The sequence below is a fragment of the Mesorhizobium sp. ISC25 genome (genome assembly GCF_042295465.1).
In the GTDB taxonomy this organism is placed as follows: Bacteria; Pseudomonadota; Alphaproteobacteria; order Rhizobiales; family Rhizobiaceae; genus Mesorhizobium.
This window is the reverse complement of record NZ_CP135441.1, coordinates 2,654,689-2,678,135: the sequence shown is the minus strand read 5'-3', so window position 1 is coordinate 2,678,135 and position 23,447 is coordinate 2,654,689. Positions and strand designations below refer to the sequence as shown.

Annotated in this window: 19 protein-coding genes; 18 read left to right on the top strand and 1 reads right to left on the bottom strand. The window is 55.4% G+C overall.

The window, feature by feature from the left end:
- Positions 1 to 12 precede the first annotated feature (12 nt).
- Positions 13 to 921 carry an MBL fold metallo-hydrolase gene (locus RQ479_RS13395; RefSeq protein ID WP_376705433.1) on the bottom strand — a complete coding sequence of 303 codons (909 nt, stop codon included), beginning with the start codon at positions 919 to 921 and terminating at the stop codon, positions 13 to 15.
- A gap of 114 nt (positions 922 to 1,035) precedes the next feature.
- On the opposite strand from RQ479_RS13395, the gene RQ479_RS13390 reads away from it, so the two are divergent.
- The 18 genes from RQ479_RS13390 to RQ479_RS13305 all read left to right on the top strand — a co-directional run bounded on the left by RQ479_RS13390 (position 1,036) and on the right by RQ479_RS13305 (position 22,908).
- Positions 1,036 to 1,623, top strand: a complete 588-nt coding sequence (locus tag RQ479_RS13390) for a biotin transporter BioY (RefSeq protein WP_376705432.1) — start codon at positions 1,036 to 1,038, stop codon at positions 1,621 to 1,623.
- Between the two features lie 497 nt (positions 1,624 to 2,120).
- On the top strand, positions 2,121 to 2,684 hold the full coding sequence (locus RQ479_RS13385; RefSeq protein WP_376705431.1) for a transcription termination/antitermination protein NusG: 564 nt from the start codon (positions 2,121 to 2,123) through the stop codon (positions 2,682 to 2,684).
- 149 nt (positions 2,685 to 2,833) lie between these two features.
- On the top strand, positions 2,834 to 4,153 hold the full coding sequence (locus RQ479_RS13380) for a UDP-glucose dehydrogenase family protein (RefSeq protein ID WP_376705430.1): 1,320 nt from the start codon (positions 2,834 to 2,836) through the stop codon (positions 4,151 to 4,153).
- Positions 4,154 to 4,201: 48 nt separating this feature from the next.
- On the top strand, positions 4,202 to 5,479 hold the full coding sequence (locus RQ479_RS13375; RefSeq protein ID WP_376705429.1) for a sugar transferase: 1,278 nt from the start codon (positions 4,202 to 4,204) through the stop codon (positions 5,477 to 5,479).
- Positions 5,480 to 5,839: 360 nt separating this feature from the next.
- Positions 5,840 to 6,790, top strand: coding sequence for a glycosyltransferase family 4 protein (locus RQ479_RS13370; protein ID WP_376705428.1), 951 nt, complete (start codon positions 5,840 to 5,842; stop codon positions 6,788 to 6,790).
- Between the two features lie 191 nt (positions 6,791 to 6,981).
- Positions 6,982 to 8,079: a GDP-mannose 4,6-dehydratase gene (gene gmd / locus RQ479_RS13365; protein WP_376705427.1), complete on the top strand. Its 1,098-nt coding sequence runs from the start codon at positions 6,982 to 6,984 to the stop codon at positions 8,077 to 8,079.
- 16 nt (positions 8,080 to 8,095) lie between these two features.
- Positions 8,096 to 8,860 carry a glycosyltransferase family 2 protein gene (locus RQ479_RS13360; protein WP_376705426.1) on the top strand — a complete coding sequence of 255 codons (765 nt, stop codon included), beginning with the start codon at positions 8,096 to 8,098 and terminating at the stop codon, positions 8,858 to 8,860.
- A gap of 24 nt (positions 8,861 to 8,884) precedes the next feature.
- Positions 8,885 to 9,904: a polysaccharide pyruvyl transferase family protein gene (locus RQ479_RS13355; RefSeq protein WP_376705425.1), complete on the top strand. Its 1,020-nt coding sequence runs from the start codon at positions 8,885 to 8,887 to the stop codon at positions 9,902 to 9,904.
- Between the two features lie 85 nt (positions 9,905 to 9,989).
- Positions 9,990 to 11,219: an oligosaccharide flippase family protein gene (locus RQ479_RS13350; protein ID WP_376705932.1), complete on the top strand. Its 1,230-nt coding sequence runs from the start codon at positions 9,990 to 9,992 to the stop codon at positions 11,217 to 11,219.
- Between the two features lie 191 nt (positions 11,220 to 11,410).
- Complete coding sequence (locus RQ479_RS13345) at positions 11,411 to 12,775, top strand: hypothetical protein (RefSeq protein WP_376705424.1); 1,365 nt, start codon at positions 11,411 to 11,413, stop codon at positions 12,773 to 12,775.
- 569 nt (positions 12,776 to 13,344) lie between these two features.
- The gene (locus RQ479_RS13340; RefSeq protein ID WP_376705423.1) at positions 13,345 to 14,046 is read left to right on the top strand and encodes a glycosyltransferase family 4 protein; all 702 of its coding nucleotides are present in this window, start codon (positions 13,345 to 13,347) and stop codon (positions 14,044 to 14,046) included.
- A 54-nt stretch (positions 14,047 to 14,100) separates the two neighbouring features.
- Positions 14,101 to 14,682 carry an acyltransferase gene (locus tag RQ479_RS13335; protein WP_376705422.1) on the top strand — a complete coding sequence of 194 codons (582 nt, stop codon included), beginning with the start codon at positions 14,101 to 14,103 and terminating at the stop codon, positions 14,680 to 14,682.
- 73 nt (positions 14,683 to 14,755) lie between these two features.
- Positions 14,756 to 15,994 carry a glycosyltransferase gene (locus tag RQ479_RS13330; protein ID WP_376705421.1) on the top strand — a complete coding sequence of 413 codons (1,239 nt, stop codon included), beginning with the start codon at positions 14,756 to 14,758 and terminating at the stop codon, positions 15,992 to 15,994.
- 673 nt (positions 15,995 to 16,667) lie between these two features.
- A complete protein-coding gene (locus tag RQ479_RS13325; protein ID WP_376705420.1) occupies positions 16,668 to 17,576 on the top strand; it encodes a glycosyltransferase family 2 protein in 909 nt (302 codons plus the stop codon).
- A gap of 40 nt (positions 17,577 to 17,616) precedes the next feature.
- Positions 17,617 to 18,462 (top strand): FkbM family methyltransferase, encoded by an 846-nt coding sequence (locus RQ479_RS13320; protein ID WP_376705419.1) that lies wholly within the window; start codon positions 17,617 to 17,619, stop codon positions 18,460 to 18,462.
- A gap of 95 nt (positions 18,463 to 18,557) precedes the next feature.
- Positions 18,558 to 20,651: a hypothetical protein gene (locus tag RQ479_RS13315; RefSeq protein WP_376705418.1), complete on the top strand. Its 2,094-nt coding sequence runs from the start codon at positions 18,558 to 18,560 to the stop codon at positions 20,649 to 20,651.
- Between the two features lie 131 nt (positions 20,652 to 20,782).
- Positions 20,783 to 21,748: a UDP-glucuronic acid decarboxylase family protein gene (locus RQ479_RS13310; RefSeq protein ID WP_376705417.1), complete on the top strand. Its 966-nt coding sequence runs from the start codon at positions 20,783 to 20,785 to the stop codon at positions 21,746 to 21,748.
- Positions 21,749 to 22,056: 308 nt separating this feature from the next.
- A complete protein-coding gene (locus RQ479_RS13305; RefSeq protein ID WP_376705416.1) occupies positions 22,057 to 22,908 on the top strand; it encodes an FkbM family methyltransferase in 852 nt (283 codons plus the stop codon).
- The last annotated feature ends 539 nt before the right edge of the window (positions 22,909 to 23,447 follow it).

Here is a 23,447-nt window from a genome sequence, read left to right as displayed (position 1 = left end):
ATCCGAAGGGTACTACTTTGCCGGCGAATAGATGCCGTCGATAGCCGGCGCGCCATCGGTGTGGACCAGGCCGCGCGCCACCAAGTCTTCCAGATGGGCAAGCACCGACAGGCCGGCTGCGCCATGCAGGCGCGGGTCGGTGTCTCGATAGATCGCGTCCACCATGTCCTTGATTGTCCGGTCGCCGCTGTTGATCCGCTCCAGAATTGCCCGTTCGCGCATTTTGCGATGCGTTTTCAATCCGCGCATGAAGCTGCGCGGCTCGGTCACCGGCCCACCATGACCGGGCAGCAGCAGCCGGTCGTCACGTTCGATCAGCCGATCGAGCGATGTCATGTAGTCGGCCATCGCGCCATCCGGCGGCGCGACTATCGTGGTTGCCCACGCCATGACGTGATCGGCCGAGAAAAGGATGCCGGTTCCCTCCAGCGCGAAGGCCGCGTGATTGGCGGTATGGCCGGGCGTCAGCACCGTCCGGATCGCCCAGCCGTCGCCGTCGATCATCATATCGTCAGGCAGCGCGACATCAGGAACAAAGTCGGTGTCGGCGCTGGCATCGAGCGGATTGACCTCGCCGGTGCGCAACGGCCGCGCCGGGCGATGCCGGCCCTCCGCCAGAACCACCGCACCGGTATGCTGCTTCAACCGCACCGCCAGCGGCGAATGGTCGCGATGCGTGTGGCTGATGAAGATATGGCTGACCGGCCTTGTCCCGATCGCTTCGAGCAGTGTTCGAAGATGTACCTCGTCATCCGGTCCGGGATCGATCACCGCCAGCGTCTCGCGCCCGACGATATAGCTGTTGGTTCCGTGAAATGTGAACGGGCTTGGGTTCCTGGCGGTGACGCGTTGAATACCAGGCGCAACGGCTACGCCCTGGCCGTAGGCCGGATCGAACCGTGTATCGAATTTCAGCGCCATGCGAACGTCGCGACCTTTTTTGGGGCGAGGGCAAAACCGATTGCCGCATAGCACGGAAGCCAATATAGGAAAACGCAAGGCCGCGTTCGGCGGCAATCCGGAACGGGGAAGACCATGGCAATTGCAACGACGATGCGTCCGCTCATTTCTCTCGCTTTGCCTGAAAAGGGCGCGGCCCGCTTGGCGGGACAGCTTTTGCTGGCGCTCGCCGGAACGCTGCTGCTGACCTTGTCTGCCAAGACGAAGGTCATGCTCGGACCGGTCGATATCTCGATGCAGACGCTCGCCGTCTTGCTGATCGCTGCCTCCTTCGGCATGCGCCTCGGTGTCGCAACGCTGCTTCTCTACATGGCTGAGGGCGCGTTGGGCCTTCCCGTCTTCCAGAGCACGCCCGAAAAGGGCATCGGTGTCGCTTACATGCTCGGTTCGACCGGCGGTTATCTAGCCGGCTTCGTCGTCATGGCGGCGATCGTCGGCTCGGCCGCCGACCGTGGCTGGGATCGCCATCCTATCAAGCTCTTCAATGCCATGCTGGTGGCCGAGATCGTCATGATGGCAATGGGCTTTGCCTGGCTGGCGCTGTTGATCGGCTCGGAAAAATCCTGGCAGTTCGGGGTGTTGCCCTTTATGGTCGGTGATCTGATCAAGGTTGCGCTGGCAGCGAGCCTGGTGCCGGCTGTCTGGTCGCTGCTGAAGCGGTAGTGAACCGGTCAAGCGGAACTGAAGTCAAAACGGAACTACACGTTGCATCACTGTCACCATGTTATTGCCTGAATCCCATGACTCTCTATGGTAACGTGGTCTCCGCGACGACCTCTCGAAATGGTTTTTCGTCGTAGTTTGTGTGGCCGTGCAGGATCTGTCTCGCTGGCCGGCAGGCTTGCAGCGCGACGCCATCCAGCGAGCCCGTCACATTAGCTTCAAGTCGACGGACTAAGCACCAGAACCGACGGGCGATTCGTCACAACCAGCGTAACCACGCACCTACGTATGGAGACAAATTGCTCGACATAGCATCTCAGCCAGCTGAAAAAGAAAGCGGCCCGATGATTATTTAGGCACAACTAAACTTCCGGACAATTTGTAGGAAATTATTAACCCAACCGCCTTGACTCTAGTGGCTTGGTTGCTTGCTGGTATCCACACACTGTCCTAACCGTTGACCTTAGATCCTGCCGCAAACCGCCGAGGGAAGACACGTGAGTAGCGCGGAAAAAACTACGGGTAAGGCGAATATCCTGTCGACAGAGCCAGCCGCCAGGCAGGCAACCCGCTGGTATGCGGCCGGCGTCTTTCCCGGAAAGGAGCATGTCGCCGAACGGCATCTCCGGATCCAGGGATTTCAGCCGTTTGTGCCGCGCTGTGAGAAAACCGTGCGTCATGCCCGCCGGCTCGAAACACGGTCCGCAGCTTATTTCCCGGGTTATATGTTCATCGCCCTTGACGTCGCGCTGCAACGTTGGCGCTCGATCAACGGAACGTTCGGTGTGCGTTCCCTCGTCATGCAAGGAGACCGGCCTTTGCCTGTCCCCTCCGGTCTGATAGAGCGCTTCATTGCGTTGACCGGCAGGCACGGCCTGCTCGACTTCAGCGGCGGTCTTGAAGCCGGTGCCTCGGTCCGGATCCTTTCTGGCCCTTTCGCGGAAATGATCGGTCGCCTTGACCGGCTCGATCCAGCCGGAAGGGCTCGGGTTCTGGTTGCCATCATGAATGGCGAGATACCTGTCGACCTTGATGCCAGGGATCTCGTCGCCATCGCATGAATCGCAAGCATCGAGGTGCGGCGAGGCGATGCAAATTGTTGTAGGATCGGCTCTCGGGTTTTCACCCGGGAGTGCGGTAGCCGTCGTTCGGTGGGGATAGGCGCTGTCTGGCGAGATCGTCTCGTCGGCGCTGATTGAGAGTACGCGATATGCGAATAACAATGATTGGTGCCGGCTATGTAGGGCTCGTCTCGGGCGCCTGTTTCGCCGACTTTGGCCATCAGGTCTGCTGCGTCGATCGTGATGCGGAAAAGCTTGCCATGCTCAAACTCGGCAAGATGCCGATTTATGAGCCAGGGCTCGACGACCTCGTCACCACGAACACCGCGCAAGGTCGCTTGCGTTTCGACGACAATCTGGCCGATGCCGTTTCTCAATCGGATGTCGTCTTCATCGCCGTGGGCACGCCGTCACGACGTGGCGATGGGCACGCCGATCTGTCCTTCGTCTACGATGCGGCCGCCGAAGTTGGGCGCGCGCTCAAGGGATTTACGGTCGTGGTGACGAAATCGACCGTCCCTGTCGGTACCGGCGATGAGGTAGAACGAATCATCCGGGAGCAAAATCCCACCGCCGATTTTGCGGTGGTTTCCAATCCGGAATTTCTTCGCGAAGGATCGGCAATCGAGGATTTCAAGCGGCCCGACCGCATCATTGTCGGGACCGATGCCGAACGGGCCAAAGCCGTCATGGGCGAAATCTACCGTCCCCTCTCGCTGAATGTCGCACCGATATTCTATACCAGCCGGCGTACGGCGGAGCTTACCAAATATGCCGGCAACGCATTTCTAGCCATGAAGATCACCTTCATCAACGAAATTGCGGATCTGTGCGAGCGATTAGGAGCCGATGTGCAGGACGTCGCGCGCGGCATCGGCATGGATAACCGCATTGGTGCAAAGTTCCTTCATGCCGGGCCGGGCTATGGCGGCTCCTGTTTCCCGAAAGATTCCCTGGCGCTGGTCAAGACCGCGCAGGACGCGGCAAGTCCCGTCCGGCTCATCGAAACGACTGTGTCCATAAATGACCAGCGCAAGCGGGCGATGGCGCGCAAGGTGATCGAGGCCTGCGGCGGCTCGGTGCGTGGCAAGACCATCGGTATCCTGGGCCTTACATTCAAGCCGAATACCGACGATATGCGCGATGCGCCCTCATTGGCTATCATTCAGGCACTCAAGGATGCGGGCGCTTCGATTAAGGCATATGATCCGGTCGGCATGGAGCAGGCGCGCAAGATGATTGAGGGCATTGAGTTCGGGGAAAGCGCCTATGCAGTTGCCGATGGCTCGCATGCGATCGTCATCGTCACCGAGTGGAATGCGTTTCGGTCGCTCGATCTGAAGCGGCTCCGCACAGTTATGGCGATGCCGGTGATGGTTGACCTTCGAAACGTCTACCGCGGCGTGGACGTTGTGAAGGAAGGCATAGCTTACTCGAGTGTCGGCCGAGAGCGGCATTCCGTCTATTAAACTTCAGGTTTCACGTAAACGCCTAGGGTCTGGTTCGCGGGATTCAATTTGAACGCCACCACCATCCAACTCCCCAACAGAAGGCACTTCCTGCTCCGGATGCGCTTTCAGCTGCTTGGCGGATTGACGTTCGCGATTCTGCTGCCGGCGTTTGTTCGCATGTCGGTTGATCCCAGGGTAATCTGGTCGTCGAACATGCAGGTTACAATTTTTGCAGCATTTATCGCACACGCGACAGGCTATTCTTTCTACAAGCGAATCGGCAATTTCCCGGGAGTCGCAGCGGCTGGTTATATTTTGCCAACCTTCGCCCTGACCTACGGCCTCGTTTTCGTTACCATTTTCTTCTTCAGGTTCGATTATAGCCGGTTCCAAGCCGCAGCAAGCTTCATTCAGTCCACGTTGTGGTATTTTGGCTTGAGCCTGGTGACGCGTCGGCTCGATGCACACCGGCTGGCGATAATTCCCGGCGGAGACGTCCATAGGCTGGAAAGCATACCTGGTGTGAACTGGCACAGAATTCGTACACCCGACATGGTCGTTGAATATGCGACCGGTGTGGTGGCTGACCTCCGAGCCGACCTTTCCGACGAGTGGGAGCGGTATATTGCCGACCGCGCTCTCTCGGGAACGCCCGTCTATCATGTCAAGCAAATAAGCGAGTCGCTCACAGGCAGGGTAGAGATCGAGCATCTTTCTGAAAACACTCTAGGCTCCTTGAATCCAAACCAAGCCTACCTGAAAATAAAGCAGGCGATAGACTGGGCTTCTGCATTATTTGTGCTTGTTGTTTTCTCGCCATTGCTGTTATTCGTGGCGATTGCGGTTAAGATCGATTCGCCTGGACCGGCGCTATTTAGACAGAAGCGAATGGGTTATCGAGGGCATCCCTACGAGGTCTACAAGTTTCGAACGATGAAGCTCAGCGACACAGCTGTCGACGAGAAGGAAGCGGCCATTACGAAGGCCGGCGACACACGTATCACCCGATTGGGGCAGTTCTTAAGAAAATCCAGGATCGATGAGTTGCCGCAGGCCTTCAACATCCTGCGCGGCGAGATGAGCTGGATCGGTCCGCGGCCGGAAGCACTCGTGCTGTCAAAATGGTACGAGGCGGAGCTGCCATTCTATCGGTACCGTCACATCGTTCGGCCTGGCATCACCGGCTGGGCGCAAGTCAACCAGGGCCATGTTGCAGCAGTAGACGACGTTTTGGAAAAGCTTCACTATGATTTCTATTACATCAAGAACTTCTCTCCTTGGCTCGACATGCTCATTGTGTTTCGCACTATGCGAACCATGCTGACAGGGTTCGGTGCGCGTTGACTTTTCACGGTGCGGTGGCAGCCAACCAGCATTGTGGAGGTAAGCACCGGTCCGATTTGGTCGACGTGCAGGATATAGGCCTAGAAGGCGTTTACGGTGCCTGCACTGGCATCTCGTCTTTTAACGCGATAGTGCGAGCAAAAACCGAAGGCATTTCGGTCAAGGAAATAAACCAGGGATGCTAGAATCGATGCTAACCGAGGTCGGTGCATGGTAATGCGTCAGCCGCATGCAGAGGGAGTGGCTTTTTCCTGGCATGGCCTTCCGCAATATGCCGCTCGACTCATACGGGCAGCCGCGGAAAGGGTGGATATGCCCTGCGTGGTCATTGGATCTCGCCCGGTAGTCCCGATCGACGGCATGGAACAGGTACTTGGTCAGCCGGTGAATTGGATTAACGCGAGAAAGCCCGTTTCTTGGTCCGATATCGGTGTGCCAGTGCCGAGACTTTTCATGCAGTCCGGCTGGTCCTATCCTGCTTTTTCGGCGCTTGGCCGTGAGGTGAAGCTTGCGGGCGGACAGGTGGTTGGTCTGAGTGATGCCAACTGGCGGGGGGATTTTCGCCAGCTGCTGCTCGGGCCGTTGGCTTTTCGGCTTCGCTATCGCCGACACTTCGATGCATTCCTCGTGCCAGGTCGCCAGGGGGAGCGACTTATGCGCCACTTCGGGATGCCACCCAACCTCATTCGCACCGGGATGTATGGAGCCGACCCTTCACTTTTCTCCCCTGGGCGCCCGCTTAACGAGCGACCGCGCGAATTTCTGTTTGTCGGGCAACTGATCCACCGCAAGGACATCCTCGGCCTCACCAGTGCGTTTGCCGAATTTTCCCGCCAACGACCTGGATGGACTCTGCGAATTTGTGGAAGCGGCGAGCTGCGAAAGCAAATACCCGAGCATTCCCAAATCGTCGTCGAGGATTTTGTGCAGCCGCACGAACTGGCCAGCCGATATAGCTCAGCGCGGTTTTTGGTGTTGCCGTCCTTAGTCGAAGCTTGGGGGTTGGTGGTTCACGAAGCTTCGCTATGTGGTTGTGGGTTGATACTAAGCAGCGCTGTCGGTAGCGGAGACGACCTTGCTTCGGAGCGCAATTCAATCCGATTTCGGGCGGGGAAAAAGCCCGAGCTCTTAGCCGCACTTCTTTCTGCGGCAGATCAAAACTCCGAATGGCTGATCCAAGCTGGATCGGAATCAATAGCCCGCGCCCGCAACTTTGGTCCAGAGCGCTTTGCCACCGAGATATCGAGGCTGGTTTCGGAATTTGGCGGCTATTCCACGTCGGCTTCACTCCAATTCCAGCCCGTCGGTTGAATTCTTACATGGCAGGTGAAATCAATCGCTTCCACGTGAGGAGAACGGCAGGCGCGGTTACAGCCTTCGACTAGGTTTCGTCGATAGTCTGGCGGCCCTTGGCGGTGGGGTCCTGGATCGTTCAAAGGCGCACATCGATTTCAAGCCACCGCAAGAATATCAGAAGTACGTTTCGCTGACCGGAGTGTCGAATGACCAAAAAAAAGACCGCGCTGATCACGGGCATTACGGGCCAGGATGGCGCCTATCTCGCCGATCTGCTTCTGTCCAAGGGATACACAGTTCACGGCATCAAACGCCGCTCTTCCTCATTTAATACCGGCAGGATCGACCACCTCTATCAAGACCCGCACGAGAGTGACTTGCGACTGACGCTTCACTATGGCGACATGACGGATGCAACTAACCTCATCCGTATTATTCAGGACGTGCAGCCGGATGAGGTCTACAATCTTGCCGCGCAATCGCATGTCCAGGTAAGTTTCGAGACCGCAGAATACACCGCCAATGCCGATGCCCTTGGAACTTTGCGGCTGCTGGAGGGGATCAGGATTCTTGGACTGACGGCGAAAACGAGATTTTACCAGGCCTCCACGTCGGAGCTCTATGGCTTGGTGCAGGAGACACCGCAGTCCGAGACTACGCCGTTCTATCCTCGCTCACCATACGCCGCCGCCAAGCTATACGCTTATTGGATCGTCATCAATTACCGCGAAGCGTACGGCATCCACGCCTCTAACGGCATTCTTTTCAACCACGAAAGCCCGATTCGCGGCGAAACCTTCGTAACCAGAAAGATCACGCGGGCCGTCGCCGCGATCAGCCTCGGCCTGCAGGAGAGGCTTTATCTGGGTAATCTCTCAGCAGAGCGTGACTGGGGCCATGCCCGCGACTACGTGGAGGGGATGTGGCGCATGTTGCAGCAAGAGAAACCCGACGATTTCGTACTGGCGACAGGTCATAAACATTCCGTCCGCAGGTTCGTCGAGCTCGCTTTCGCCAGGGTAGGGATCGACATACGCTGGCAAGGTGAGGGTGTGAGCGAGACTGGCTTCGACGGGAAATCCGGGCGTGTGCTGGTCGAAGTCGATCCTCGATATTTCCGGCCTACAGAGGTCGAACTCTTGGTTGGCGATCCGGCCAAGGCCCAGCGCGTGCTGGGCTGGAAGGCATCCACTTCCTTCGACGACATGGTGGGCGAGATGGTGGAAGCGGACCTCCATTCCGTAAAGCAGGAGGTGCAGCATCGGCGGCTCGACGAGGAGCATAGCCGGGTCGCGGCACAGTAGTGCTAGGACGAAGCCCGTGAAGATCTCAGTCCTTACGGTCTGCCGGAACGCCGCCGGCACTATCGGCCATACGCTGGACAGCTTCTTCGCTCAGGAGCATGAAGACAAAGAGCTGATCGTAGTCGACGGTGCGTCGACGGATGAGACGCTTTCGATCATCCGCTCCTACCCGCAGGAGCAAATGGTGGTCGTTAGCGAGCCGGATCGAGGCATGTACGATGCCCTCAATAAGGCGCTCGGCCTCTTTAGCGGCGATGCTGTAGGTGTGCTGAATTCGGACGATGCTTACCATGATGCGTCGGTCCTAGGGCGCCTCGCGACTGCCCTTGCGACCTCCGATATCGCAATTGGTCATCTGGACTTCGTAAAGGATCACGAGAGCAAAGCGCTCGTTCGGAGGTGGACCGCGACGCCGCGACCGCCGCGTGGCTTTCGTTCTGGATGGATGCCCGCACATCCAACGTTTTACGTGCGGCGCGGGGTAGCTGAACAGGTTGGAGCTTTCGACCTCTCTTTTGCCATAGCATCAGATTATGATTGGATGCTGAGAGCTACGGAGCTGTTTGGATTTGGCTCGGTCGTAGTCGACCATATTTTGGTGGACATGATGCATGGCGGGGCCAGCACAAGAGGGCTTACGTCCTACATTAGTCACAACATCGAGTCGTTGTATTCTCGAAGACGCTGGTTGAATTCAGGGATCGTCGATTTTGCTGTGTTTAGTAAGCCAGCTCGCAAACTAAGTCAGTTTTTTGTAGTCGGTCTGCAAAACCGAAACTAACGAGAGTCACAGGAGAAAATAGGGTTGCTTACAATCGCTGTTGAGAATTCCACTTGGAACAACTTGGGGGATGCATTCTATCAAACATCGCTGCAACGTGTGTTACAGAAAGAATTGCCAAACCATCGCGTCGTGCCATTTGATGGCCCTATTAAGCGTGCTTTTCGGCCGGGACGCTTTGAAAACAATTGTTTTGACGTCAGAAGTTGGACCGAGGCGGATCACTATGTGTTTTCGGGACCGATACTGCGAGGTTTTACAGCACACTACGGTGACCTCATCAAACACATAATTGAAAAGGGCTCGACGTATAGTCTAATCAGCGTCCATTCAAACGCCTTCGATGCAGAAATACCGGCCCTTCGCGCGTTCTTGGCCAAATATCCACCGACAGCAATTCACACTAGGGATCATCTAACATATGAAAAGATCGGGGATCTCGTAAATCCAAGTCTCGACGGCATCTGTTTCGCATTTTTTGTTAGCCGCCTTGACGACATTCCCACGCTATCCCCGAACATTCCATATATATGCTCCAGCTTTCATAGTATGAAAGAGCCACTCCTAACGGTCAATTCGACTTCAAAGGACACCAGCTTTATTGGAGCAGATGTTTCGTTTGAGGTGACGAAACGCCGCATACCCTGGAAGTTAGAACGGCACGCGGATTTCCGACGCACCTACCAAGAAACGCTCGGGCCGTGGAGGGTGATACGGCCTGTCCATGGTTTGTATCCATTCCCTTACCTGACATTCAGCCGCCCTAACTCATACATAACATATAATCCACTAAACATGCTGGCGATTTATAAGTACTGTGACGGTGTTGTCACAGATCGCGTTCACGCCGGAGTGGCCGCACTCTCCTTCGGTCGGCCGGCCCGTATTGTGCCAGTTGATTCGAGGTTTGATCTGTTTTCCTACGCCCCGATAAAGCGTGTTGGGGGGGTGTTTCAGATTGACGAAGAGGCCCACGAGCGGGAATACGAGCGGCACTCCGCTTGGATTCGGAACCAGTTTTTAGATTCAATCCTCCGTGTCTAAAGGGACGCACACGGCATGGGCGCGATTTGCCTTCGGATCCTTCGCCGCATCTGGCGTCGTGCTCGCGGCGGGGCTCGTTTCAGGCATGATTACAGCCAGGGTGTTGGGACCCGAGGGTCGCGGCATACTTGCGATAGTTCTGACATGGGGTGGTTTGTTCGCCACATTGGTACAGATATCTATTTCCGACGCGGTAGTGCTTCTTGCGGGAGCCAACAATAGGGACCAGGTCGAACGGGCTGCGCTGTCCGTGGCTCGGCTGCTATCGTTTCTTCTGGCGCCTGCCTGCGCGGGCGCAATGTACATCGTCATGATGCGATATGGAGAGGGGATTCCGGTATTGGTTGGCGTGGCCTTTGCCTTCTTTTCTGCGTTATTTGGGATAATCGGGGATATGTACAGAGGTATATTGAGATCACGGCAGAAGTTCTTCTATTTGCAAGCGTTTACTGTGTCTCAGCCGCTGATATATTGTGGATTCTGTATTGCGTCTTTCATGTTTTTGCCCAGTGTCGAGTATTTTGTGGCGGCCCAAATCATCAGTATCGGTATGGTTTTTGCAATGCGAGCCGCAACAATGAAGGTTGGGCTTAGTGGTGAGCCGAACTGGCATATCGGGAAACAGCTGTTGACGATTGCCGCAACGCTTCACTTGAGCACTGCAGCCAGGCTGTTCACTGCGCAGGCCGACCGCATCGCAGTGGCTCTGCTGTGGCAGCCGGAAATTGTCGGACACTATGCTGTAGCAGTGACGCTTTCATCGTTGTTCACGGGCGTGTTTAGTACTGCAATAAGATCAGTGGCACTTCCTGCATTTGCGAATAGGACAAGTGAGAACCTCTCTCTCATAGTGCTTCGGATCATGCGGTTGACCTGGGTTGCGTCCTTTGCAGGGACGGCCGCCACAATTATCTTAGCTCCGGCAGTCGCACCGATCTTATTTGGAGAAAAATTTGCGACTGCTGGAACAATGGGATCGCTCTTGGCGGTCGCGTACGCCTTCAATCCAGTAAAGGATGTGCTTTTCGAAACCTGCAAGATATTGCGTAAGACCCGTATTATTGTCTTAGCGCACGTTTTGTTTATTGTATCATTTTTGCTGGTCTGCGCATCGACGATGGCTTTTATCGGGATGTATTCTGTAATACTCTCAATTCTTGTGGCGAACGTCGCAAGTCTGCTGTTTGTATCAATGATGGTAAAAAGAAACTTGCCGGATGTAACGGTGGGAAGCTGGCTACGCCCGCATTACGCCACGTTGGCTGAATGTCTCGCGCTTGTCTCGGGAGCAAGTTCCCGGCAAGAAACTAAGTGACGCTCCTGATAGGCGGTGTTGCGTAACGCGGCTCCCGGGTTACAAAAGAGCGCCGTAAGGCCACCCAGCCAGCGATACGGACCGGCATGTGAGTCTTGGCCTTCGGCAGTGGACATGGAAAGCTATGTGGTACGATCAGCATGTAAGGCGCGAAGCGATAACGCTCAAGTTCCTACGGGAGCAATAGCATAATGGTTGAGTTCGCCTTTTGGTGTCTCACTGGCTCGTGTGGTTTGGCGGTGATTTTCGGTCTTCGAAAGCCGTCCGGATACCTTGAGTTCCCCACGCTGGTGGCTGCGGTATTTTTGGGCTGGGTCGTGCCGCAATTGTGGCAAGTCCGCCAGGCAGTGACATTCGTTGAATCGGAGTACTTTGTCACTCTAAACCTGTTCACTTTAGCTTGCTTCCTCAGCATCCATCTCGGGTGGAACTGGGGAGTAAGTGCGGTTCGCAGGAGTTCACCCAGCTTCCGGTTCCGGGTTCCCTCCTACAAGGGCCTATTGCGTATCGGATTTGCCATTTCAGCCGTTGCATGGGTTATGCAAATCGGAATGGGCATGCGGCCACCGGACGAACTGAATATGACGCAGTGGTCAGGTCCCCTTACGATCATGTACTTTGTGTTCAATGTGAAGGTTATTTCGCTGTTCTTGTCAATCTATCTTGCGCTGAAATACAGGAGTACTGCGTCATACGTTTTGCTTGCGTCGGCTGCCGCGCTGTATATTCCATTAATACTGATTTATTTCCGGCGTCGAGCGATGGTTGAAATGTTTACCTGCGTGGTGCTTGCAGTATGGTTCGCCCGTCACGTGATAGTCCCGCGTATTTTTATTATCTTCGGTATGCCTATTGCCACCTTGGTCATCTTCGGCGTGGGCGCATTACGGAGCATCGCGAGCGAAACCGGGGAATGGAAAATGCCCACTTTGGCGCAAATCAGGGCCATTGACTTCTGGTCGTTAACGCCATTTGCGACGGAACACGCCAGCCCTGAACTCACCAACGCGCTTTACCTTGTTCGGTTGGCAGACCAGTGGAGCTTCCACACATTTGGTGCCGGATCTTGGAACCGGATCATATTTCAGTACGTTCCAGCCCAGCTTGTCGGCGCAGACTTGAAGAACTGGCTGATGTTTGATCTGGGCGTTGCCGAGCGCCTGTACAACCAACTCTATTATGCAGGGAGTACCGGGGCAACCTCGACGGCCATGGGAGATGCGTATCTCGAATTTGGCTTTTTTGGTGTCATTTTTTTTGTTGCAATGGCATATGTTATGGGTAGGTGGTGGGTTCGAGCCAACCGTGGTGATGTCTGGGCGGCCACCTTCTATGCCTGCGGCCTGGCTCCCGCGCTAATCATGCCTACGGCCTATGCGTTCTATTTTTTTAATGTGATGATCCTCTACGGTGGTGCAATCTACGGTGCCCGCTATTTCCTTGGAACCCCAGTCACGGGTGGTCCAATCATAGGTAATGGAGTGAACGCGGCCAGCCGCGTGCAAAGCGCCAAACGGTCGTCGGGTTACACGGGCCGGGGGGCGACTGCTCCGTGACATGTGAACACGCGAGAGTGATTGCCGCGCAGATTGGATCCCGGCACAACTATGCAATACCCGCAGCGTTCGAGGCTAGCGGGGTCCTGGAAGCTTTTTACACTGACATGTGTGGTACTGTGGGCATTGGGCGTTTTGCCGAGGCGGTATTTCGCCTGTCCGGGCAGAGACTTCCGCAAGTGCGTGCCCTAGGAAGGCGTCAGTTGCCCACGGGCATCGCTAGGAAGAGCCGGACCTTTGACTGGGTGTCAATACGTCATATGCTTCGGCTCCGGTCGGCGGACGCCATTGCGACAACTCGTCTCTGGGAGGAGTTTGCAGTCGCTCTCGGTGAGAGGATGGTAAATACTGGTTTCGGAGCTGCTACCCACTTGTTTTCGGTAATGCATGAAACCGGGCACCTGCTGGCGGCCGCCAAGGCGAAGGGGATCGTCACGGGGGCCGATGTCTGCATTGCACCCTCGTGGCAACGGATACTTCGGGCGGAGCATGAGCGATATCCAGGATGGGACGATCCTCGTCCGACTTTCGCTGAGGCTATGGGCCCACGATTTCGGCCATATGCCACAATGCTCGACCACGCCGATATACTCGTCTGTCCGTCCGAGTTTGTAAGAGCCGATTTGGTGGACAATTTCGGTGTCGAGCCGGCTCGCACGCGCATCGTTCCATACGCTGTCGCACCGAGTTGGTTCGACATCGCGCCCCGCCCGCAACGCGGACGCGTGCTCTTCGCAGGAACGGCGGATCTCCGAAAAGGAATTCACATTTTTGGCCAAGCCAGTCAGATGTTGATGAAGGCGGGCGATCACTATGAGTTTCGTGTTGCGGGGGAGGTGTCACCTCGCATTCGTGCCCGACCAGAGGTCGGCGCACTTACCTTCCTTGGAAGGGTTCCACGTGACAAGGTGCATATCGAATTTCAGCGAGCCGATGTCCTCGTGCTGCCCAGCTTAGTGGAGGGATCGGCAGGAGTCACCTATGAAGCGCTCGCAGCCGGGGTGCCCACCGTCACGACGCGGGCCGCCGGCTCGGTAGTTCGACACGGCACAGATGGGCTTATTGTCGAGGAAGGAAGTCCGCTGGCACTGGCAGAAGCCATTGCAAAGATCGTGTCGGATCGCGCTTTGCGCGATCGAATGTCCTTATCGGCCCGTGATCACGCTCGCACGTTTTCATGGGAGCGGTACAGACAGCGGCTCGTCACTGCGGTGTTGGGTGAACGGGCGGCGGGATCGTTTAGCTCAGATGAAGATGTCCATGATTCGTAAGCTGAACGCTGCGGGGCACGGCTGCTGGGTTTTCTCATGGCCCGGATCTTTGAGATGAAACAGGTGCACCTTTTTTTGCCAACTGCTCGGGGGGTATTTTATCGCTCAACTGTGCCACTTTTCTTTCGGAAAGTAGGCAAAGGCACTTTGATATGGGGTGGGCTCCGGCTGTCCCGGCCAATGCTCAACATTGGCATTGGCGAGGACTGCATGCTCGGCCACAGCCTCTTCTTTCAAACAGCCCTGGCAGCAGAGATAACGATAGGAGATAGAACCAGTATAAATACAGGTTGTCATTTGGTAGCAAGTGAACTGATTAGAATCGGTTCAAACGTCGCTATCGGAGAGTATGTGTCAATTCGTGATCAGGAACATCGGTTCAAACCCGCTTCCGGTGTAAGAGGCCAGGACTACAAAGTGGCTCCGGTTATTATCGAAGAAAATGTGTGGATAGGGCGTGGCGCTTATATAGGTCCCGGCACGACAATACGCGCTGGAACGATTGTTGCGGCGAACAGTGTTGTGCGTGGTGATTTCCCTCCAAATGTGCTCCTTGCCGGGGCGCCGGCCAAAATACGTCGAATCATTCTCCAGACAGGCGAGATGGTGCTCCCACCTGACGATCTTCCACAGTGAAGTTTAGGCGTAAGGAAATGAGATCGCACGGCCGGCGCACTTGGTTTTTAGAAGGTCTAGCTATCGATGAGCGATGTCGGACAATGAAGTGCAACCTAACATGGGGTTGCTTATGACGGCGCCAATTGTGCGACAGAATCTCGCGCTCGCCATCGTGACTGGAAGCATATCAAGGCTCGCCGGGGGATTGTACAATTCGGTTCGCGGATCCGCTTTATCGTTGCATAAGGCACATACTGACATCTCCGTCTTAGGGTACAGCGACAAATTCACGGCCCAAGACATCAGCTCGTGGTCGCCGATCGTTCCCCTTGCGGCTCCGCATTACGGCGTTTCCTCGATCAGATATGCACCATCGATCGGCCACGCGCTGAGCCAGACACGCTTCGATGTGGTGCATCAGCATGGAATCTGGCACACGACTTCAGTTCAGGTGTCTGCTTGGCGACGGCGAACCGGGGGGAAGGTGATCGTCTCGCCTCGCGGAATGCTAGATCCCTGGGCTTTGCGAAATTCAGGATGGAAAAAGAAAGCTGTCGAGATACTTTTTGAAAGGTCGAATTTGCGGGGGGCATCGTGCCTCCATGCGCTGAACCGATCCGAAGCCGAAGCGTTCCGAAGCTATGGGCTTGCCAACCCGATCGCAATCATTCCCAATGGTATAGACCTTCCTCATGACCGGCCAAGCGATGGCCTAGCGCCAAAAATTAAGCCTGCAGCCGGGCGACGTGTCCTGCTTTCCCTTGGCAGGCTACATCCCAAGAAAGGCATCGAAGAGTTGATCGAGGCTTGGTCGATACTTCGGAGCGATGCTCCGACGATAGCCGCTGCGTGGCAGATCGTGATCGCTGGGTGGGACGACGGCGGCCACGAGCTTCGGCTTCGAGAATTGGTAACGAAGAGGGGACTCCAGAATGATGTAGTGTTTGTGGGCCCACTCTACGGCGCAGCGAAGGACGCTGCGCTACGGCAAGCTGATTCGTTCATACTGCCATCGTATTCCGAAGGGCTGCCCATGTCGGTGCTGGAGGCCTGGGCCTACCGGCTTCCTGTGTTCATGACTGACGCTTGCAATCTGCCTGAAGGGTTTGCGGAGGCGGCGGCAATACGGATCGAGACGGATCCGGCTGCCCTTGCAGCCATACTTTCACAGGCCTTAATGCGCCCTGATCTTGCGTACTATGGCACGTCAGGTCGACGTCTGGTGGAGGAGCGGTATGTTTGGGATGAGATCGCTCGGCACCATATCCAAGTTTACCGCTGGATGCTCGATGGTGGAAGGCCACCTCCGTGCGTTGAAGTTGAGCAATGAAGTGTAATGGCCCGCAGTTCTCGGCTAAATTCGAGCATTCCCCTGAAGGTTGACATCGAAGCGAACCGCTCCGCAGCGAAATGGAGCCGCCGGGAGCAAGTCGGTCGGGTCTTATGGTCCTTGGCTTGGCCGTTTTTCCGCTTCTCGCCGCGGCCGTTCTGGGCGATCCGGAGTGTTCTCTTGCGGCTCTTCGGAGCTCAGGTAGGCTCACATGTTCATCTATATCCCACCGTCCGAATCACGATTCCATGGAATCTCGCGATCGGAGACCATTCGGCAATAGGCGACCGTGCTATTCTCTATGCATTGGGCCCAATCACAATTGGGGCCAACGCTACCGTATCGCAAGGAGCCCACCTGTGTGCTGGTACTCATGATTTCCGGTCGCCCTCAATGACGCTCTTGAAATCACCAATCCACATCGCGGACAACGCCTGGATTTGCGCGGACGCATTCATTGGACCCGGCGTGGAAGTAGGGTCAGGTGCGGTTGTTGGAGCACGAGCTGTTGCAGTGCGAAGCGTCGCCCCAGGGCTCGTTGTGGCTGGCAATCCTGCGAGAAAGGTCGGGGAGCGACAAGCTCAACCGCCGAGGTCGACCGAACCCACAAATCCTGCCGATGGCATGTCTTCGCGCAAGAGGGCTTCCCGCGAGGCAGATAAAGAGAACGAAGATGATGCAAGATGATGCGGTCTCTCGCGGCCATAATTTCGGAGACGATGCACATTCCAGAACAGTTGGCTCGCTGTTGACCCAACTTCCGGTCACTGTCGTCATTCCCGTCAAGAATGAAGAGCACAATTTGCCTCGGTGCCTCGAGAAATTGGAACGGTTCGCCCAAATCGTGGTGGTTGATTCAGGCAGTACGGATCGCACAAGGGAAATTGCCGCGGCCTTCAATGCCATAATTTTGGAGTTCAAATGGGACGGCCACTACCCAAAGAAACGAAATTGGGTTTTGCTAAATTACCATTTCGAGACACCTTGGGTTCTTTTTCTTGATGCGGATGAATATATAAATAACCAATTTTGTGACGCACTGGTAAAGGCTATTGATGACCAGAACTTTGTGGGATTCTGGCTTACATATACAAATCATTTCCTTGGTCGCGAGCTGCGTTACGGAGTGCCTCAACGTAAGCTTTCATTGTTTAGGGTGGGCTCCGGCCTATATGAGCGAATCGAGGAATCCAACTGGAGCTCCCTTGACATGGAGGTTCATGAGCATCCAGTGCTAAAGGGAGCCATCGGTGAGATAAATACCCCAATAAACCATGAGGATTATAATGGACTTGGCAAATTCTTGACGAAGCATGTTCAGTACGCAAAGTGGGAGGCCAGACGCTATTTCGAAATAGGGTCGACGGAAACTGAAAGATTTACTAGAAGACAGGGATTGAAATATAAGTATATTACGAGCTGGTGGTTTTCTTGGTTGTATTTTACTTATTCGTACGTGGTTCGTCTAGGTTTTATGGATGGACAGGCGGGATTTATGTATGCATTTTATAAGCTTTGGTATTTCTTGTCGATAAGAAGAATGATTCACGAATTGAAATCAGAAATTGCCAAAGAAGAGTGATTGGGGGAAATTGCGCAAAATCTGCAGTGGGAAAACGGAAATGAATCGTACAATAAAATTTATTTTAGAGCATCCTATCGCCGGTAAATTCAAGAGACGGGCATTGTCTCGCTATTTGTTGTGGCAAGCAAGGAGTCGGCTTAAGAATAATGTCACAGTTGAATGGATTGAAGGCACTAAGCTGGTGGCAAGCCGCGGCATGACGGGTGCCACGGGCAATATTTATTGCGGACTGCACGAGTTTCCGGAAATGGGATTTCTGTTACATCTACTACGGCCTTCGGACTTGTTCTGTGATGTCGGCGCCAATATTGGCAGTTACACGATCTTGGCCTCTGGAGTAGCCAAGGCCCAGACCCTTGCGTTTGAACCGGTACCGGAGACTGTTCGCCGTTTGTCTGCGAACATTCAGGTAAATCGGATGGCCGAACTGGTTTCCGTACACGAGGTTGTGCTGGGCCAGCAGGATGGACTGGCGAATTTTTCGGTCGACCAAGATACGATGAATCATGTCGCAAGGGAGGGGGATCAGGTGACTCGTCTGCTTCCCATGCGCAAGCTCGATACCGTTCTGAACGGGAGATGTCCGCTACTACTCAAGATTGATGTGGAGGGATATGAAGAAGAAGTGTTCTCGGGAGCGCAGTTGACGCTCGCTGATCCGAGGCTTCTTGCCATCTCTACTGAACTGTTTACACCAAGCATCTCGGAGGCCTTGGGGAGAATAGGGTTCAGTCGTTTCCACTACGATCCTTATACGCGTAATTTAACATCCGCTGCGAATTCATTGAAGCATTCGAACACTCTGTTGGTCCGGGATTTTGCGTCGGTACAGGAACGCTTGCGAGCGGCGCCCGCTTTTCGCGTGTTTGGGATAGAGATCTAACATTGTCGAACTGCATATCGCGGATCAGTAGGCGCGCTGCCCTAATTGGCGTCGCATCGACTTCGGCTCTGGGAGCCTTCAGGGCCTTCGGGCATGTGGCCCCGCCCATCTACGATACAGCAGTTGGTGTGTCGGGCGCTGACGTGCCAAACGGCACGAGTTTTCTTCGGGTAAAGGGCTATGCGGCAGTCGATGATGGCGGGGCCGCAATTTATAAGAAAGTTGATATTGAGCCTCTCGGGGGCAAAGTGCGGTCGCGCGACGGCGCGTGGTGGGAAATTGCCGAAGACGTCGTCCGTCCCGAGATGTTCGGTTTTATGGGAACAAATATAGCGGATACGGCTATTGATGAAAACGCCGCTGCCACTGCCATCGGAGACTGGGCAAGGGGTCGGGGTAGGCTTCATATTCGTCTCAGGCCGGGCAGGAAATACTCATATACCAACCCGCTCTGGCTTACCGGGATCAGGGAAGTCCTGACCATCGACGGGTACGGTGCATCGTTCCAGAACATCCGTGCTACTACCCATGGCGCTCACACCATTTCTGCAAATAATGAATGCCTCGTATTTCCATCCATCTTTTATCGCGGTGGTCGATCCTTAATCGGTACTATGACCCCTCTGTACGGGTACGGGGAACTTATCGAAACCGTTGCGGCGGGGAGCACGAGGGTCACGCTTGCGTCCGGCGAGGTGCCTTCGTCCTTCGTGATTGGTGAACGTGCTCTGATCTACGGTTTCGCGACGCAGACTGCTGCATTCCCGAACACATCTGTCTACTTCGAATATGTGGTGATCACGGCGATTAACGGCTTCGAATTGACGGTCGCCGAACCGCTGCGATTCCATTACTATTCGGACTGGCCTGTTGTGACCGACAGCGCTGAATACAACGGACCGGCGCGGATCATCTCGTTGGTCCGTGACAGCACATACCTTGAGACAAAATATATCGAGATCAATGGCCTTCGCTGCATGGCCGATCCTGGCTGGACGAAGTACGACGGGGGTACCTCTGCGCGCAACGGTCGCATCACCATCGCCAACTATCAGCGGGCCGTCCTGAACGATGTTTTGGGGGACGGTGGCATGTATGTCTCACAGGGGCAGTTTTTCACTGATAACGGCAGCAAATTTTCCGGTCGCGTCGAGTTGGACAAGTTCGTTGATCTGGCCGAAATGAAGGGGGTAGATTACGAGTCGATCTCAGAGGGAACGGGCGCTTACCAGGTCGCCATCAGCGACAGTATCCTACGCAATGTCGGCCCCATTGACGCGCTCGACACATTGGAAATTCGTCGTTGCCGCATCGACGGCTATGGAGCCTCACCCACTTCACGGGCCTTCAACGGCACCTTTGGTACGCCCAAGTCCATATTCACCGATAATCAGCTGAAATCTCATAGCGGTCTCCGAAGCCTGAGGGGCGAGAGCGACGTGTCGGCGTCGTTCACTGAGGTTAGCCGCACGCGACTCGACATGCCAACAACGCTATTCGTAAGCAGCAATTTAGTGCGAGTAGTGCGGCCAGGGACCATCCTCTATAATGCGGGCGGCGAGGCGGTGTTTCGGTGCGAGGCCACTCCGCGGGAGGCGTCGAGCAGGACGTTCTTCGATGGCCAGAGGCTCGATGGATCGTACTCTGACGGCGACATGCTGTATTGCTGCCGGTACCCGTATGTCGAGGGGCTTCGGAACCGGCTGATAGGCAATGACGGGCCGAGAGAAATATTCGCAATGGTCGGCGGAAGAGGCCAGTCCCGACCGATGTTGTCAAAGCGATACGATGAATATTCCGCTGATGGGCGCTGGGTATTGCCGAGCACCATTAACCCTCAGATTTCGAACACACCCTTCTATTTCCAATTGGGTTTCCTGGTCGAGGTAACAAAACTGACGGTAGTCGTGGCGCGGGCCTATACCGGCCCGACGCCAGTTGCGACGCTCCGCATTCGGCGACCCGGGTCCGCCACGTCGATTGCGATCATTGACCTAAAGGTGACAGGACAGCGAATGATCGACTCTTTGACAGAGACTGGCGCAACCGCCCACGATATGCTGACCAGACTTGACGGTGATCCCATTGGTGTACTGCAGATCGGCGCGACTGCCCCTCTAGCCTATGCCTCGGTTGAGGAGGACGCGGTCTGGAACCTGATCGTCGAAGGTGTGCAAAAGGTAGATTGAGAGCCGATTGGGGCGCGAGTTCTTCGTGCTGCGCCACAGCTGGCCACTGCCGGCCGATATGTCTCAACGCGTTTGCTAAACGCCGGTATCTGCGTTAGACCGCAGGCCTTCCATGTAGGAGATCATGATCCTTGCCACCCATTTCCGAAAGCCGCAAACGCATTCTCGTTACCGGTGGCGCCGGTTTTCTTGGCTCGCATCTTATCGACAGGCTGCTCGATCAGGGCCATGAGGTAATCTGCGTTGACAATTTGTTTTCCTCGACCAAGCGCAACATAGATCATCTGCATGCCAATCCTCGCTTCGAGTTCTTGCGCCACGACGTTTGTTTTCCGCTCTATGTGGAGGTTGACGAAATCTACAATCTCGCATGCCCGGCTTCGCCAATCCACTATCAGCACGATCCTATCCAGACCCTGAAGACCTCGGTACACGGCGCAATTAACATTCTAGGACTTGCCAAGCGTTTGCGGTGCAAAGTGCTGCAGGCGTCTACCAGCGAGGTCTATGGCGACCCTGACATTCATCCTCAAACCGAGGAGTACTGGGGAAACGTAAATCCTATAGGCCTGCGATCCTGCTACGACGAGGGCAAGCGCGCGGCCGAGACACTTTTCTTTGACTACAATCGCCAGCACGGCCTTGAAACCAAGGTGGCGCGCATTTTCAACACCTACGGACCGCGGATGCACCGACAAGATGGTCGGGTTGTGTCCAACTTTATCGTTCAGGCACTGCTAGGTCATCCGATAACGATCTACGGGGACGGCAGCCAGACACGGTCTTTTTGCTATGTAGACGACCTGATCGAAGGGCTTATGAAGCTAATGGGGACGTCGGGCGAGGTCATCGGACCCATTAACATCGGAAACACGAGCGAATTTTCGATGCTGGAACTGGCCTCTCTCGTCATCCAGGTCACCGGCTCGCGCTCCGAGATTCGACATCTGGTACTGCCATCGGACGATCCTAGGCAAAGGCAACCAGATATTACCAAGGCTCGCACCGTGCTTGGTTGGGAAGCTAAGACTCAGTTGCGCGACGGCATCGAACGGACGGTTGATTATTTTAAGAACCTGCTAATTAACGAGGCTTGATGCGCACGCTGACGAGACGCAGTTTGGTTTAGTGGCGGCTACAATGCTATCGCGGACTCGGGGAGCGATTACGCCGGGGCTATGCTGCAGCCACGCGAAGCACCAGTTCTTCGAGCTGACCGACATCGCCGCTAATGCCGGCACGCCCCGGGGTGCCGGCGATCTCCCATTGCTTTCGAAGCCGTCCGCGGGCTTCAATGAAGCGGAGCGGCAACCGCAAACCACTTGGTATCGCAGCGGTTAAAAGTTCCCGATGTTGCAAATTTGTGCGCAATGTAGGTAAGCTTGAGTTCGGGATGAGGGTACAGATGTTTCTCGGGAAAATTGTCGATCGCCTATTTATCAAAAAGCCACGTTTCAGACGGCTTGTCACTAGAGCGGTTTATGGGACAGATGACGCTAATGTGAATGTCTTTGGGCTGAAATTGCTTGTGAATTCGGCCAGAGAAAATGGGTACTTGAGGGCCTCGAACGCTTCTCGAAAATATAGCCTGCTGAAAGACGAAACCGCGACACTGATGAATCTTATCGCTCTTATCGACCGCGGTGACACCTTTCTTGATGTCGGAGCTAATATCGGAATCTTTTCGTCCGTGATCGCACGATCCGCGAGGCTAAAGCCGGGCGTCAGAATAATGGCATTCGAGGTTGATCCGAGCACCTTCGTGCGTCTCGCCGCGAACGGGAAGGAACATGGGTTCGACTGCATGAATGTGGGTGTCGCGGAAGTTGCGGCGACCGCAACGTTTGTACGGGGGGCCGTGTCCCACGTGACCACAAGAGAAGATCACGTTAATTCTTACAATATCCCAGGGCTGACGTTCGCCGCTAAGCTTTTGCCGCTGTCAGACATTGAAATCCCTGGCCGTTCGATCGTCATCAAAGTTGATGTCGAGGGGATGGAGTGGGAGGTCCTCTGCGGCGCGTGGTCACTGTTCGAGGATGACCGCGTCAAGGCGATATACTTCGACGGGGCCAAAGAACAAGGGAAGATCCGCGAGCGCTTGGCTGGCGCGGGGTTTGAATTTTATGACGGCCGGACGCTTGAACCGGCGGAGGCGAATGTATTTTCGCTCTTGGCTATCAAGTCTCGTTCGTCTGGCCTGGCATTGAAATCCGCGGCGGCTTCATCCGCCCGCCTGTATAATTCGACTGCATAGCAGCAAGCTACCTCTCGAGGCAGCTACAACGACAGAGCCGACTGCAGGATCAGAACTAACACGCAAACCAACCAACGACGCCAAAAACCCCGCCAATTGGGCGCCGCACAACATCAGCGAATATCTGAAACTCGTCGAGCCGAGCTATGAGTTCGTGGAGCTGGCAGCTGTTTCACTTAAAGTCCCCTGTGATGACGGCCGCCTCGCGGAGGTAGGCTGTCGCTACTCCAAGTGCAAGCGTGAGGAGGCTGTGACGAAGCGTCAGATCGATGTATCACGTGGGTTGAGCGGCGCCGGCGTACCGGCGATGGTTTGGGGAGGACAAGGAGCAGCTGGTCGCGGCGACGTTTGTGCCTGAAACCGACGAGCCACCACCTGGATTGGCTTGAGAAACAGCCTGCGCGATATGGCACGGCACCGGAAGAGCAAGTCGCGGCTGCCGTCGGGCGTGTGCAATATGCATGCAGGTTAAGACCGGAACATCTTGGTCTGGCGGCTCTTAGGGTCATCTCGGGCGGCTACGGATGAAGCTCGAGCTT

What these genes read in the sequence shown, in the direction of transcription:
- RQ479_RS13395 (WP_376705433.1), bottom strand. Translation starts at nt 921, where the DNA reads ATGGCGCTGAAATTCGATACACGGTTCGATCCGGCCTACGGCCAGGGC.
- RQ479_RS13390 (WP_376705432.1), top strand. Translation starts at nt 1,036, where the DNA reads ATGGCAATTGCAACGACGATGCGTCCGCTCATTTCTCTCGCTTTGCCT.
- RQ479_RS13380 (WP_376705430.1), top strand. Translation starts at nt 2,834, where the DNA reads ATGCGAATAACAATGATTGGTGCCGGCTATGTAGGGCTCGTCTCGGGC.
- RQ479_RS13370 (WP_376705428.1), top strand. Translation starts at nt 5,840, where the DNA reads ATGGAACAGGTACTTGGTCAGCCGGTGAATTGGATTAACGCGAGAAAG.
- gmd (WP_376705427.1), top strand. Translation starts at nt 6,982, where the DNA reads ATGACCAAAAAAAAGACCGCGCTGATCACGGGCATTACGGGCCAGGAT.
- RQ479_RS13350 (WP_376705932.1), top strand. Translation starts at nt 9,990, where the DNA reads ATGATTACAGCCAGGGTGTTGGGACCCGAGGGTCGCGGCATACTTGCG.
- RQ479_RS13345 (WP_376705424.1), top strand. Translation starts at nt 11,411, where the DNA reads ATGGTTGAGTTCGCCTTTTGGTGTCTCACTGGCTCGTGTGGTTTGGCG.
- RQ479_RS13340 (WP_376705423.1), top strand. Translation starts at nt 13,345, where the DNA reads ATGCTCGACCACGCCGATATACTCGTCTGTCCGTCCGAGTTTGTAAGA.
- RQ479_RS13335 (WP_376705422.1), top strand. Translation starts at nt 14,101, where the DNA reads ATGAAACAGGTGCACCTTTTTTTGCCAACTGCTCGGGGGGTATTTTAT.
- RQ479_RS13330 (WP_376705421.1), top strand. Translation starts at nt 14,756, where the DNA reads ATGTCGGACAATGAAGTGCAACCTAACATGGGGTTGCTTATGACGGCG.
- RQ479_RS13325 (WP_376705420.1), top strand. Translation starts at nt 16,668, where the DNA reads ATGATGCAAGATGATGCGGTCTCTCGCGGCCATAATTTCGGAGACGAT.
- RQ479_RS13320 (WP_376705419.1), top strand. Translation starts at nt 17,617, where the DNA reads ATGAATCGTACAATAAAATTTATTTTAGAGCATCCTATCGCCGGTAAA.
- RQ479_RS13305 (WP_376705416.1), top strand. Translation starts at nt 22,057, where the DNA reads ATGTTTCTCGGGAAAATTGTCGATCGCCTATTTATCAAAAAGCCACGT.